This window comes from Amycolatopsis bullii, assembly GCF_014654205.1.
GTDB lineage: Bacteria > Actinomycetota > Actinomycetes > Mycobacteriales > Pseudonocardiaceae > Amycolatopsis > Amycolatopsis plumensis.
Window position 1 is genome coordinate 103,699 of the sequence record NZ_BNAW01000008.1, and the last position, 12,893, is coordinate 116,591.

11 protein-coding genes are annotated in these 12,893 nt (G+C 73.9%); 9 read left to right on the plus strand and 2 right to left on the minus strand.

What is annotated here, in order from left to right:
* Window positions 1-82: 82 nt before the first annotated feature.
* Window positions 83-1,702, minus strand: coding sequence for a thiamine pyrophosphate-binding protein (locus IE317_RS13195; protein WP_191309762.1), 1,620 nt, complete (start codon window positions 1,700-1,702; stop codon window positions 83-85).
* Window positions 1,699-2,472 carry a cyclase family protein gene (locus IE317_RS13200; RefSeq protein WP_191309764.1) on the minus strand — a complete coding sequence of 258 codons (774 nt, stop codon included), beginning with the start codon at window positions 2,470-2,472 and terminating at the stop codon, window positions 1,699-1,701. Before IE317_RS13200 ends, IE317_RS13195 begins: the two co-directional genes overlap by 4 nt.
* A gap of 108 nt (window positions 2,473-2,580) precedes the next feature.
* On the opposite strand from IE317_RS13200, the gene IE317_RS13205 reads away from it, so the two are divergent.
* The 9 genes from IE317_RS13205 to IE317_RS13245 all read left to right on the plus strand — a co-directional run bounded on the left by IE317_RS13205 (window position 2,581) and on the right by IE317_RS13245 (window position 12,890).
* Entirely contained in the window at window positions 2,581-2,976 is a 396-nt protein-coding gene (locus IE317_RS13205) for a GntR family transcriptional regulator (protein WP_191309765.1), read from the plus strand.
* 10 nt (window positions 2,977-2,986) lie between these two features.
* Window positions 2,987-3,877, plus strand: coding sequence for an ABC transporter ATP-binding protein (locus IE317_RS13210; protein WP_191309767.1), 891 nt, complete (start codon window positions 2,987-2,989; stop codon window positions 3,875-3,877).
* Window positions 3,874-4,845: an ABC transporter permease gene (locus IE317_RS13215; RefSeq protein WP_191309769.1), complete on the plus strand. Its 972-nt coding sequence runs from the start codon at window positions 3,874-3,876 to the stop codon at window positions 4,843-4,845. The genes IE317_RS13210 and IE317_RS13215 overlap by 4 nt, the downstream gene beginning before the upstream one ends.
* A gap of 124 nt (window positions 4,846-4,969) precedes the next feature.
* Window positions 4,970-6,484 (plus strand): trypsin-like peptidase domain-containing protein, encoded by a 1,515-nt coding sequence (locus IE317_RS13220; protein ID WP_191309770.1) that lies wholly within the window; start codon window positions 4,970-4,972, stop codon window positions 6,482-6,484.
* Complete coding sequence (locus IE317_RS13225; RefSeq protein WP_191309772.1) at window positions 6,481-8,700, plus strand: serine/threonine-protein kinase; 2,220 nt, start codon at window positions 6,481-6,483, stop codon at window positions 8,698-8,700. The genes IE317_RS13220 and IE317_RS13225 overlap by 4 nt, the downstream gene beginning before the upstream one ends.
* A gap of 4 nt (window positions 8,701-8,704) precedes the next feature.
* On the plus strand, window positions 8,705-10,117 hold the full coding sequence (locus tag IE317_RS13230) for a VWA domain-containing protein (protein WP_191309774.1): 1,413 nt from the start codon (window positions 8,705-8,707) through the stop codon (window positions 10,115-10,117).
* Entirely contained in the window at window positions 10,114-11,229 is a 1,116-nt protein-coding gene (locus tag IE317_RS13235; protein WP_191309776.1) for a hypothetical protein, read from the plus strand. The genes IE317_RS13230 and IE317_RS13235 overlap by 4 nt, the downstream gene beginning before the upstream one ends.
* Window positions 11,229-12,515: an ABC transporter substrate-binding protein gene (locus IE317_RS13240; RefSeq protein WP_191309886.1), complete on the plus strand. Its 1,287-nt coding sequence runs from the start codon at window positions 11,229-11,231 to the stop codon at window positions 12,513-12,515. The genes IE317_RS13235 and IE317_RS13240 overlap by 1 nt, the downstream gene beginning before the upstream one ends.
* Window positions 12,516-12,539: 24 nt before the next feature.
* A complete protein-coding gene (locus tag IE317_RS13245; protein ID WP_191309777.1) occupies window positions 12,540-12,890 on the plus strand; it encodes a CU044_2847 family protein in 351 nt (116 codons plus the stop codon).
* Window positions 12,891-12,893: the final 3 nt, after the last annotated feature.

The following is a 12,893-nucleotide window of genomic DNA, read 5'->3' on the forward strand; positions in this document are numbered from 1 at the left end:
CTCGGATGGTTCCCCCACTGTCTTACGACTGTAAGACAACTCGGTCAGCATCCAGGGCTGCCGGGACCGTGTCAAGGGTGGGTCAGTGGCGGAAGGCCTCCGCCAGCCACCACGATCCGCCGTCGTCGGCGATCTTGGCGTCGATCACCAGCGGGCTCGTGCGCGGCCCGGCGAGCCAGTCGCGCACCGGGGACAGGTCCGCGGCCGAGCGCACCGTGACGCCCGTGCAGCCGAAGCCGCGGGCGATGGCCGCCAGGTCCGAATCGGGGAAGCGGACCGTGGTCATGTCCGCGTCGCCGAAGTGGTGGATCTCCGCGCCGTACGCCGCGTCGTTGTACACGATCACCACCAGGGGCAGGCCCAGGCGGACCGCCGTGTCCAGTTCGGACAGTGCCATGTGGAACCCGCCGTCGCCCGTGCCCAGCACCGGCAGGCGGTCCGGGCGGGCCAAGGCCGCTCCGATCGCCGTGCCCAGGCCCAGGCCGATGCTCTGGAACGCCTGCGTGAAGCAGAACCCCTGCTCGTCGGGCACCGACAGGTACGCGCTCGGGTAGCCCATGAAGTTGCCCGAATCGATCGAGACGATCCGCTCGGCCGGGAGCAGCTCGTCCAGCAGCCTGCTCAGCGTGCGCGGGTCGATCCGGCCGTCGCACGACAGGTCCTCGTGCTCGACGTCGTTCCACCGGCCCGCCGCGATCCGGGCCGCCACCTCGTCCGTGCGGTAGCCCTGGTGCGACGGCGTCAGCGCGAGCACGTCCGCGGCGGTGCACGCGACGTCGCCGACGACGCCCAGGTCGATCGGGCGGTGGGCGCCGAGCGCCGCCTGCTCGACGTCCACCTGGACCAGCTTCGCGTGCGGGCTGAGCAGCTTGCCGTGGCGGGTCGTCCACATGTTCAGCGCGCAGCCCCAGCCGACGACCAGGTCGGCGCCCACGATCAGCTCGGCCGCCGCCGGGGAGGCGAAGCCGCCCGAGATGCCCAGTGCGAACGGGTCGTCGTGGAACAGCCCGTGCGCCACCGCGGACGTCGCGAGCAGCGCGCCACACCGGGCGGCCAGCTCCCGCAACGGTTCCCGGCTCGAGCGGGCGCCGCGGCCGGCGACGAACACCGGCCGCTCGGCGGCCGCCAGGAGGTCCGCGAGAGCGGCCACCGACGCGGTGTCCGGCCGCACCGGGGCGGGGCCGGCGAGCACCGGCAGCGAAGGCTCGGCGGGTGCCGGTTCGGCCTGCACGTCGAGCGGCAGGTTCAGCACCACCGTCCGGCGCTGCTGGAGTGCCGTCCGGAACGCTCGCACCGTGTCGGCCACCGCGCTCGCGGCCGAGTGCACGCGCTCGGGCACCGCGCCGACCGCCGTGGCGAGGCCGTCCTGGTCGATGCGGAAGTTCGACAGCACCGACGCGGCCGCGGAGTCGGCGGTGAGCACCAGCATCGGCGTCCGGCTCTTGGCCGCCTCGGTGATCCCGGTGACCGCGTTGGTCAGCCCGCACCCCTGGTGCAGCGACAGCACCGACACCTTCCCGCTCATCCGCGCGTACGCGTCGGCCATGCTCGCCGCGCCGCCCTCGTGGCGGGCCGCGACGAACCGGACACCGCCCGCCCGCAGCGCGTTGGTCACCTCGAAGTTGCCGCTGCCGACCACGCCGAACGCCGTGCCGGCGCCGAGGCCCGCCAGGGTCCGGCCGACGAGCTCGGCGACGTTCACCGTTCCACCAGGGCCAGCACGCGCGCGGGGCTGCCCGAGCCGCCGACGATCGGCAGCGGCGAGACCAGCAGCAGCACGCCCGTCGGCGGCAGCGACGCGAGGTTCTGCAGCTGCGTCAGGCCGTGCTTCCCGGCGCCCAGCAGCAGCTCGTGGCAGGGGAACATCGGCTCGAGGCCCGGCGCCTGCCCCGCGTCGGTGCCGACCGTCTCGACGCCGAGCCCGGTGATCGGCGCTTCCTCGGCGAGCCACCGCGCGCACTCGGGCGAGACGCCCGGGGTGTGCGAGCCGGCTTCGTCGGCGTTGAGGAACTCCTCCTGGTCACCGCTGCGCGCGTCCCAGCCGGTGCGGTACAGCAGCCAGCCGCCGTCGGGCAGCGGGCCGTGCTCGGCCGTCCAGGCGCGGACGTCGTCGATGGAGAGCAGGAAGTCCGGGTCCTCGGCCGCCCGGGCGGAGAAGTCGAGCACGACCGCGGGCGCCACCAGCGTCTTCAACGGCACCTGCGAGACGTCGTGACCGTCCTTTCCGGACACCCAGTGCACCGGGACGTCGAGGTGGGTGCCGGTGTGCTCGCCGGTGTGGATGTCGTTCCAGTACCACCGCGGGCCGCGCTCGTCGTAGCGGCTGATCTCCTCCAGCCGGAACGGGATCGTGTTGGCGAACGGCTCCGGCAACCGCAGGATCGGCGTGCTCGGGCTCAGGGGAGCGGTGAGATCCACGATCTCGATCGCCCCGCCCGCGATCGCCTTGCCGAGCTCGTCCAACAACGCCATGCCTGCCTCCCGGTGCCGGTGTGCCTCTCGGCTCCCGACCCTATGCCTTGACAGGCGCGCACCGGGAGGTGTTGTCTTAATGTCGTAAGACATTAGGAGGGTGGCAGGGTGATCGAGTTCGTGCTCGACGGCCGTTCCCGGGTGGCCACGTACATGCAGCTCGTGGTCCAGGTGAAGCAGGCGCTGCGCGTCGGGCTGCTGCGGCCCGGCGACCAGCTGCCGAAGGTGCGGGACGTGGCCGAGGCGCTGGCGATCAACCCGAACACCGTGCTCAAGGCCTACCGCGAACTGGTGCTGGAGGGGCTGGCCGAAGGCCGCCCGGGGGTGGGCACGTTCGTCACCGGCAGCCTGGCCGGGCCCTCGCTGGGCCACCAGGCGCAGCTGCGCGACGAGCTGGTGGCCTGGCTGGAACGCGCCGAAGCCGCGGGGATGTCGCCCGACGACGTCGCCGCCCTCATCGAAACCACGATCCGCGGCACCCGGGTGCCGCACGACCTGTCGTAGGGAGTCCGGAATGGAACTGGCGGTGGAAGCCGAGGCGCTGGGCAAGCGCTACGGCCGCACCTGGGCGCTGCGCGACTGCGCGCTGGCGGTGCCTGCCGGGCGGATCGCCGCGCTGGTCGGCCCGAACGGCGCGGGCAAGACGACGCTGCTGCACCTGGCCGTCGGCCTGCTGAAACCCGACGCGGGCGAGGTGCGCGTCTTCGGGCGGACGCCGCGGGAGGCGCTCCCGGACATCGGGTTCGTCGCGCAGGACACCCCGCTCTACCGCGACTTCACCGCGGCGGAGCTGGTCACCATGGGCGGTAAGCTCAACCGCCGCCGCTGGGACGCCGCGCTGGCCCGCGACCGGCTGGGCCTGCTCGGCATCCCGCCGGACAAGCCGGTGGGCAAGCTGTCCGGTGGCCAGCGCGCCCAGGTCGCCCTCGCACTGGCGCTGGCCAAACGACCCCGGCTGCTGCTGCTCGACGAACCCATCGCCAGTCTCGACCCACTGGCCCGCCGCGAGTTCATGCAGACGCTGATGGGCGCCGTCGCCGAGAGCGAGACGACCGTGCTGCTGTCCTCGCACCTCCTCGCCGACCTCGAACGCAGCTGCGACCACCTGATCGTCCTCCAGCGGTCGCGCGTCCGGCTGGCGGGCCCGGTCGACGAACTGCTCGCCGGCCACTGCACGCTCACCGGGCCGCAGGCCGGCAGCGAATCCATCGCCGGGGTGGCGGAAGTGATCCGCGTGAGTCACACCGAACGCCAGTCGACGCTGCTGGTCCGCCGCGGTGACGGCCCGATTGATCCACTGTGGACGGAGCATGACGTGACTCTGGAAGACGTGGTGCTGGCCCACCTCGCCGAAGTCGACGCCGAAACCCGCGTCCCGGCGTCCGCGTGGGGGGTGCCGGCGTGATCTGGCTGATCTGGCGGCAGCACCGCAAGCAGGCGCTGTTCACCCTCGCCGCCCTGGCTGCGCTCGCCGCGGTCATGGTGCCCACGGGCTTGGCGATGCACACGAAGTACGACAACCTCGGCCTGGGCGCTTGCCGGGCAGCGCTCGGCAGCGCGTCGCTGATCACGCAGACCGACGCGGTGTCGCGCTGCGAAAGCCTCGGCCACCAGTTCCAGCAGGAGTTCGGCGGCATGGTGTTCATCGCCGTCCTGTTCGTGGTGCTGCCGGTGCTGGTCGGGGTGTTCTTCGGCGCGCCACTGGTCGCCCGCGAGGTCGAGCAGGGCACCCACCGTCTGGTGTGGACGCAGGGGGTCAGCCGCCTGCACTGGGCGCTGGCCAAGTTCGGGCTGGTCGGGGCGATGACCACGGTGCTGGCGATCGGGTATGCGCTGGGCGTGTCGTGGTGGTTCCGGCCGCTGGTCAGCGCGGGTAACGGCCGGCTGGGCTACTTGTCGTTCGACGTGCAGGGGATCGTCCCGGTCGCGTACACGCTGTTCGCGCTGGCGCTGGGCGTCTTCGCCGGGACGTACTGGCGGAAAGTCCTGCCCGCCATGGGGATCTCCCTGGTCGGGTTCGCGGTCGTCCGCATCGCGGTCGAGGTGCTCGCCCGGCCGCGGTTCCTGCCCGCGCAGAGCCTCACGTTCGCGCCGACCGGCGGGCAGACGCCGAATCCGGCGTCGGGCAACTGGGTGATGGACGTCGGCGTCCGCAACGCGGCCGGGGACCTCGTCCTGCCGAACGCCCAGCTCGGCCCCTGCCCGCCCGGTGGTTGCCCGGACGCCGTCGCCGGTCCCGGCGCGACCAACTGGGTGCAGTACCAGCCGGGGGACCGGTTCTGGCTCTTCCAGGGCATCGAGGCCGGGATCTTCGTGCTCCTGGCGGCGGCGCTCGTGCTCTTCGCCCTCCGCCGGGTGCGCACGATCGCCTGACCGGGCCGCGGGTTCGTGAGTTTTCCACGGTCGCCGGCCGTTCTGCGGCCGATCGGGTGATCTGCGGGGGTAAGCGGGGGAACCGGCTCCGGAGTGCCGGTGCCGGGTCGTAAGGTCGCACCCGGTGAGGGAGCACAACGGTTCTGCCGAGGGGCGCGCGGGGGATCCGGAACCGTGGCGGGTCTGCCTGGTGAACTCGTCCGGCCGGGCACTGGGCGCCGGGATGCTGCTGGGCGAATCCACGGTGCTCACCTGCGCGCACGTCGTGCAGGCCGCGGGGGAGGAAGCGCTTTCGGGGGCGCACGTGCTCGTGCGGTTCGTCGGGCTGGCCGGCCTGCCGGAGACGCTCGCCACCGTGCGGCCGGGCTGCTGGGTGCCGCCGTCGGACGACGGCCGGGGCGACATCGCGCTGCTGGACCTCGCCGAGCCCTTCCCCCACGTGCCCGGCGCTCCGCTGGTGCGCCTCGGCGCCGTCCGCGACCGGGTGGTCCACACCTACGGCTTCCCGGCCCCGCACCGCTACGGCGTCTGGGTGAACAACGCCGAACTGGCCGGCCCGGCCGGCGCCGCCGGGGAGTGGATCCAGCTCAACTCGCCGCTGCCCGGCGAACGCGTGCGGCGCGGGTTCAGCGGCGCGGGCGTGATCGACAAGGCCACCGGTGCGGTGCTCGGCATGGTGGTCACCGAGTACACCGACGAACGCGCCGGGCTCGCCTACCTCATCCCGGTCGAGGTGATCGTCCGGCACGTGCCGGACGTCGCCCGGTGGGTGGGCGAGCCGCCGCGGCCCTCGGCGGGCCCGCTGATCGTCGTCATCGGGGACCGGGATTCCGCCGTCCGGGACGGCTTCCTGGCGCAGGTGCGGCGCGAGCGGGTCCCCGGCGAGCGGCTCGCCGCGATCGTGGACGCGACCGGCAAGACCACCGGCGAGGTGGCCGAGCACGTCAGCGCCGGGATCAGCACCGGCGAGGTGCTCACCGTGCTGGAGACCAACCCGGCGGACGTCGCGGTGGCGGTGACCGGCGTCGAGGACGCGCGGGCGCCGGAGGAAGTGCTCACCGACGTCGTGCGGCCGCTGGTGGACAAGGGCGCCACCGTGCTGGTCCAGTTCAGCAAGCCGGACTCGCCCGGCGTGCGCCTGGCCCGGCGCTGGGAGAACGAGCGGAACGCGCGGCGCCTGGACCGCTTGGCGCTGCTGGTCGAGATGGTGGAGCACGAGGAGGACCGCACGCGGGACCGGGCCGCCCGGCTCGGTTCGCGCGCGGCGGTGCCCGGCAGCTCCGCGGATCTGCGCCTGCGGCTGGCCGCGCTGCGCTCGGCGGGCGAGCGGATCGAACCGGGCCGCGTGCGGCGGGCCCTCGCGGCGACCGAACGCGACGCGGAAGCGGCCCGGTGGGCGCTGGTCCGGCGGTACGCGGAGCTCGACGCGCTGGCCGCCCGGCACGACGAACTGCACGGACGGCTGCGCGGCTACAACGCCAAGGCGACCGACGCGGGCCTGATGGAGGACGAGGAACTGGCCGAGCTGTACCGCCCGGCCATGGCGGCGCTGACCCGGCGGCCGGACGAGCCGGAAGCCGCCGCCGGGCTGGTCGAGCGGTACGTGCAGGCGGTCCGCCGCCGGCTGGAGGGCGCGTGACGACGGGAACGGCGTGGTGCCACGGCCGTCCGGTCGGGCCGATCGGGTTCTGCGAGGTGTGCGGCCGCCGCCGGGTGCCCGCCGAACCGCCGTCCGCGGCCGCGCCGGCCCCGGAGAGCACCCGCCGCAGTGTGGAACTGTGGAGCGGCGAGGCGGATTTCCAGTCGCTGCCCGCCATCGAGGTGCCGGACCCGGAGAAGCTCGTCCTCACCGACCCGGACTACCCCGAGCAGCACCGCTTCTGCGGCCACTGCGGGGAGCCCGTCGGCCGCGCCTACGCCGGCGAACCCGCGTTCGCCGAGGGGTTCTGCGAAAACTGCGGCGAACGCTTTTCCTTCCTGCCCAAGCTGAACCGCGGCGAGCGGGTCGGCGACCGCTACGAGGTCCTCGGCTGCTTCGCGCGGGGCGGGCTCGGCTGGGTGTACCTGGCCACCGACACCGCGCTGGCCGGCCAGCACGTCGCCCTCAAGGGCGTGATCAACAGCGGCAACGCCGTGCTGCGCGCGATGGCCCGGGTCGAACGCGACGTGCTGGTCCGGCTCGACCACCCGAACATCGTGCGGATCAACGACTTCGTCGAGCACGTGCCGCCGGGCGGCGGCGCACCGGACACCTATCTGGTGATGGAGTACGTCGGCGGGCGGTCGCTGCGGGACCTGCTGAAGCAGGGGCCGCCGCCGCGGGTGGAGCACGTGATCGTCTACGGCCGGGCGATCCTCGGCGCGCTGGACTACCTGCACGGTGAAGGCCTGCTCTACTGCGACATGAAGCCGGAGAACGTGATCCACGGCGACAAGCGCGTCAAGGTGATCGACCTCGGTGCCGCCCGCTCGCTCGAGGACCCGGCCGGGCCGAGTGTCGGCACCGAAGGGTTCCAGGCGCCGGCGCACGAGCTCGCCCGGCACGGCCTGACCGTGCGCTCGGACCTGCACACCGTGGGCCGGACGCTGCAGGTGCTGCTCGAGGCGGCGAGCGAAGACGCCGACGCGGACCGCATCGCCGGCGGGCTCGACGCGCTGAAGCGGGTGCTCGAACGCGCCGTCGCGCCGTTCGAACGGCGGTTCGCCACGGCGTCGGAAATGGCCGAGCAGCTCGACGGGGTGCGCCGGGAAATCCTTTCGCTGCGCGACGAACGGCCGCGGCCGGTGCCGTCGGCACTGTTCGAGGACACCGCGGAGCTGCTCGACGACGGTCTCGGTGCGGTGCCCGGACTCGGCCACTGGCTCACCCTCCCCGCCCAAGGGGCACTTTCACGTGAAAGTGCCCCGGAGGGAGGAGCTCCGGATCGCTGGTTGGACCTCGGCCTGCCGGGTGCCGCCGACGGGGCCGGACGGCTGCCGATCCCGCGGGTCGCCCCGGAAGACGCCGCGGCCGCGTTCATCGCCACCGCGGGCGCGCCCGGGCCGCACCGCTGGCTGGACAAGCTCGCGATGTTCGGCGAGCGCTCGGTCGAGATCGCGTTCGCCCGCACGCGGGCCCTGGTCGCGCTCGGGGACGCGCACGCCGCGGCCACGGCACTGGCCGACGCCGAAGAACAGCTCGGAACCGAGGCCGCACGCGACTGGCGGGCGGCCTGGCACCACGGGCTGCTCGCGCTGGCCCGCGACGACGCCGAGCAGGCGTCGGCCGCGTTCGACCGGGTGCACCGCAGCTGGCCCGGCGAGCTCGCGCCGAAGCTCGCGCTCGGGTTCTGCGCCGAACTGCGCGGGCGGACCGCCGCGGCCGAACGCTGGTACCGCTCGGTGTGGCACCGCGACCACGGCCAGGTCAGCGCGGCCTTCGGGCTGGCCCGGTGCTCCCTGCGCACGCACGGCCGGGACACCGCGGTCGCGCTGCTCGACGCCGTGCCGCCGATCTCGCGCCACTACGACGCCGCCCGGATCGCCGCCGTGCGGATCCGGGCCGGGCGCCTGCCGTCCGGGCCACCGGGCCGGGACGACTTCGCCGACGCGGCGCGGCGGCTGCCCGAGCTCTACCTCGACCGGGAAGCCCAGGACCGGCTGGAGGCGCTCGTCCGCGAGGCCGCGCTGGCCGGGCTCGGCGGGGACGAAGGCTGGGACGGCGGCGAGCTGCTCGGCGAGCGCGTCACCGAACGCGGCCTGCGGTCGCTGCTGGAGCAGTCCCTGCGCCGGCTCGCCGAGCGGGCACGCGACCGCGACGAACACGGCGTGCTGGTCGATCTCGCGAACTCCGTCCGGCCGAAGACGAGAAGGTGATCGGATGCCCGACCCGTCGTTCGCCCTGCAGCTGAGCCAGAACAAGTACCTAGCGCCGAGCGACGACCGGATGGACGTCGTGCTCACCGTGCGGGTGGGGGACGCCGGCGTCCCCGCGGCCGGGCCGCCGCCGACCGCCGAGCTGCTGCTGGTGGACTGCTCCAGCTCGATGGACTGGCCGCCGACGAAGATCGAGGCCGCGCGGCACGCCTGCCGGGCGGCCATCGGCTCACTGCGGGACGGCGTGCTGTTCGGGGTGGTCGAGTGCACCGGCCGCGCCCGGCTCGTCTACCCCGCCGAGCCGCCTCTGGCGGTGGCGAGTGAACGGACCCGGCACGAAGCGAAGGCCGCGGCGTCCGAGCTGATCGCCGGGGGTGGCACGGCGATGAGCACGTGGCTGGACCTGGCCCGGAACCTGTTCGAGAAGACGACGGCCGACATCCGCCACGCGGTGCTGCTCACCGACGGCAAGAACGAGTCCGACCGCACCGGCGCGCTGGAAGCGGCGCTCGACCGCTGCCGGGGCCGGTTCGCTTGTGACGCGCGGGGCATCGGCGACGACTGGGAGCCGCGGGACCTGCAGCGCATCGCGTCCGTCCTGCGCGGCAGCGCGGACGCCGTCCTGGAGGACGCCGAACTCGCCGGGGACTTCCGGCGCCTGGTCGAGCGGGCGATGGGCCGGACCGTGCCGGACGTGCGCCTGCGGATGACCACCCTGCCCTACACCCGGCTGAGGTTCGTCAAGCAGGTCTTCCCGACCGAGGTCGACCTCACCGCGCAGTGTCACGCCGCGGGGAGCGGGCTCGAGCTGCCCACCGGGGCGTGGGGTGACGAATTGCGCGAGTACCACCTCTGCCTCGACGTCGAGACGGAACAGCTGACGCGGTACGAGGATCGGTTGCTGGGCACCGTCACCCTCTTCGCCGGCGCGGACGTGGCGGCCGGCGAACCGCAGGCCGTCGTCGGGTACCTGACCGACGACCTGGCGCTTTCCAGCGTGCCGGACGACAACGTCGCCCGCGTCACCGGACAGGCCGAGCTGGGCCGCGCGGTCCGGGCGGGCTGGGACGCCTTCGAACGCGACGACCGGGTGGCGGCGGCGCGCGAATGGGGCACCGCGGTGCGGCTGGCGACCGAGCTGGGGAACGCGGAGATCCTCAAGCGCCTGGGCCGGTTGATCGACGTCCGCGAGGACGGCACCGTCGCGATCAAGGACGGCGTCCGCCCGCGCGACGGCTTCTCCCTGGTGCTCGGGTCGACCATCTCCGCCTACACCGGTTCGGCGGAACCGGCCACCGCTCCGGCCGAAGCGGCGGGCGCGCCTCGCGAGTGCGTCCATTGTGGACACAAAGCGCGGCCCACGGCGAAGCGGTGTGGCCATTGCGGCAAGCCGTTCGAAGCGGGAGCGCCGTCGTGACGGCGATCAGCACCACCCGCAAGACCCTGTGGTGGCTGCGGTTCGGGCTCGTCGCCGCCAGCGTGCTGGTGCTGGGGACGGCGCTGGGGACCTTCCTCGGCGTGCGGGCCGGCATCGCCGAGGTCCGGGAGCGAACCGCGCCCGCGGTGCTCGAAGTGTCACTGGCCAAGGAGGCGATCGTGGCCGCGCACCGGGCGGCGGTGACCGCGTTCGAGGCCCGGCAAGCGCGCCTGACCGGCCCCAGCGAGCAGTACGAGGACGAAATCGCCCGGACGAGCCAGCAACTCGCCCAGGTCGCCGAGCACAACGCGGCGGGCGAGGCGGGCAGCCAGACGCTGCTGCTGATCGAGGGGCTGCTGCCGTCGTACAACGGCTTCATCGGGCAGGCCGACGCGCACTTCCGGCAGGACGCGGGCGGCCCGCTCGCCGCGAGCAACCTGCAATCCGCGTCGGACCTGCTGACCGCGCCGGAGAACGGGATCCTCGCCCGGCTCGACGCGCTCGAGGCCGCCCAGCGCGCCGCCCTCGACCGGCAGCTCGCGACCGGCTGGCTGGCACCCGCGATCACCGCGCTGTGGGCGGTGCCGCTGGTCCTGCTGCTCGCCACGCTCGTCTGGACCCAGCGGTTCCTCGCCCGGCGGTTCCGGCGCACGGTGAACCCCGCGCTGCTGGCCGCCACGGTGGCCTGCGTGCTGCTGGGCGCGGCAACGGCCCTGCTGCTGGGCATCCGGTCCGACGCCCGGGACGGCGGCGCCGCGCTGGAGCACACCGTCGACGCGCGGTCCGCGGTCACTTCGGCCGCCGCCGGCCAGGCCCGGTGGACCCTCGCCCACGTGCTGACCGCCCAGTGCGGGATCGAGGGAGCGGCCGCGTGCGGCGACACGGTGATCGCCTTCGCCGCCGGGACACCCGTCCCGGCGGACGTCCCGGACGCGCCGCCGGGCGCCGTCGACGAATCGGCGCTGCTGGGCCCGGGACTCGCCGAACCGGGCTGGACGGAAGTGCTCGGCTACGGGATCCCGCTGCTGGCCGCCGGGATCGGCGTCCTGGCGGTGGCCGGCCTGCAACCGCGTCTCGACGAATACCGGTTCCGCGCGAGGAGAGAGCCGTGATGAAGCGCTGCGCCGGGGTGGCGCTGGTCCTCGTGCTCCTGATCTCCGGGTGTTCCGCCGGGACCGGCGCGGAGCCGGTGACCGTGCTGGGGTCGTGGACCGGCGACGAGCAGACGGCGTTCCTGCGGGTCCTCGACGGGTTCACCCGCGAAACCGGGATTCCCACGCGCTACCAGGGCACCCGCGCGCAGAACCAGGTGCTGCGGGGGGACCTGCAGCAGGGCACCCCGCCCGACGTGGCGGTGCTGTCCAACCCGGCCGAGCTGGCCGGCTACGCGCGTTCCGGGCAGCTGAAACCCCTCGACGACGTCCTGGGCGCGGACGCGACCGCCGCGTACAGCCCGCAGTGGCGGAAACTGCAGCAGCTCGGCGGGAAGACGACGTACGCGGTCGTGGTTAAGGCGGACCTGAAGAGCATCGTCTGGTACGACCCGAACCGGTTCCGGGAAGACCCGCCGGCCACCCTGGACGCGCTCGTGGCGGCCACCGGGCGGCTTTCCGCCGCCGGGCAGCAGCCGTGGTGCCTCGGCATGGGCGCGCCGCCGAACTCCGGGTTCCCGGGCACCGACTGGCTCGAGGACATCCTGCTGCACCTGGCTCCGGACCAGTACGGCAAGTGGGCGGCCGGGGAGCTGGCCTGGACCGACGAGGTCGTGCGCGAGGCCTGGCAGCGCTGGGGCACGCTGGTCCTGGCGCCGGGCGCGGTCCGCGGTGGCAGCACGGCGGCCCTGCTCACCTCGTTCGCCGACGCCGGCCGGGGCCTGTTCGCCGATCCGCCCCGCTGCCTGCTGGAGCACCTCGGCTCGTTCGCGATCGGCGGCTACCTCGCGGTCCCGCGGCCGTCCGGGCCGCCCGTTCCCGACCGGGACTTCCGGTTCTTCCCGTTCCCGGGCACCGGGAAGACCGCGCGGTCGGAGGTGTCGGCCGATCTCGCCGGGATGTTCCACGACACCCCGGACGCGCGCCGGCTCATGGTGTACCTGGCGGGGGAGCAGGGGCAGCGGATCTGGCCCTCCGGCGGGACGACGTTCTCGGTGCACCAGCGTCTGGTCGGCCAGGACGTCTACCGCAACGACGTGACCCGGCGGATCGCGACCACCCTGGCCAAGGGCACGGACCTCTGCTTCGACGCCTCGGACCTGATGCCCTCGGCGATGACCAGCGCGTTCTACCAGGCGGTGCTGGAGTACCTGGCCCACCCCGACCGGCTCGACACCCTGCTCGGCGAGCTGGAGCAGGTGCGCCGGGGCATCGGCCCGGAACAGTGGCTCAAGCTGCCCTGCTGAACCCGTGCGAAAGAAGGAGATCCGGTGCAGGAGTTCGTGCGTTTCCCGCTGGCCGACGGCGGTTCGGTGGTCGTCGAGGTCGAGGGGGAACCGGGCCTGGAGCAGGCGTCGGCGCCTTCGGGGGTGCTCCGCAAGGCGACCACGACCTTCGAGCACGCCCTGAACGAGGTGCGCGCCGCCGCCTCGGCCGCGCTGGCGCAGTTCCGCGACCTCGGCCCGGACGAGGTCGAGCTCAAGTTCGGCGTCAAGCTCGACGCCCAGGCGGGGGCGGTGATCGCGCGCACCGGGCTGCAGGGCCAGTTCGAGGTCAAGCTGAAGTGGCTGCGCGACGGGGCCGCCCCGGCCGAAGAGGCGGCGGAGGAACCGGAAGGGTGAGGC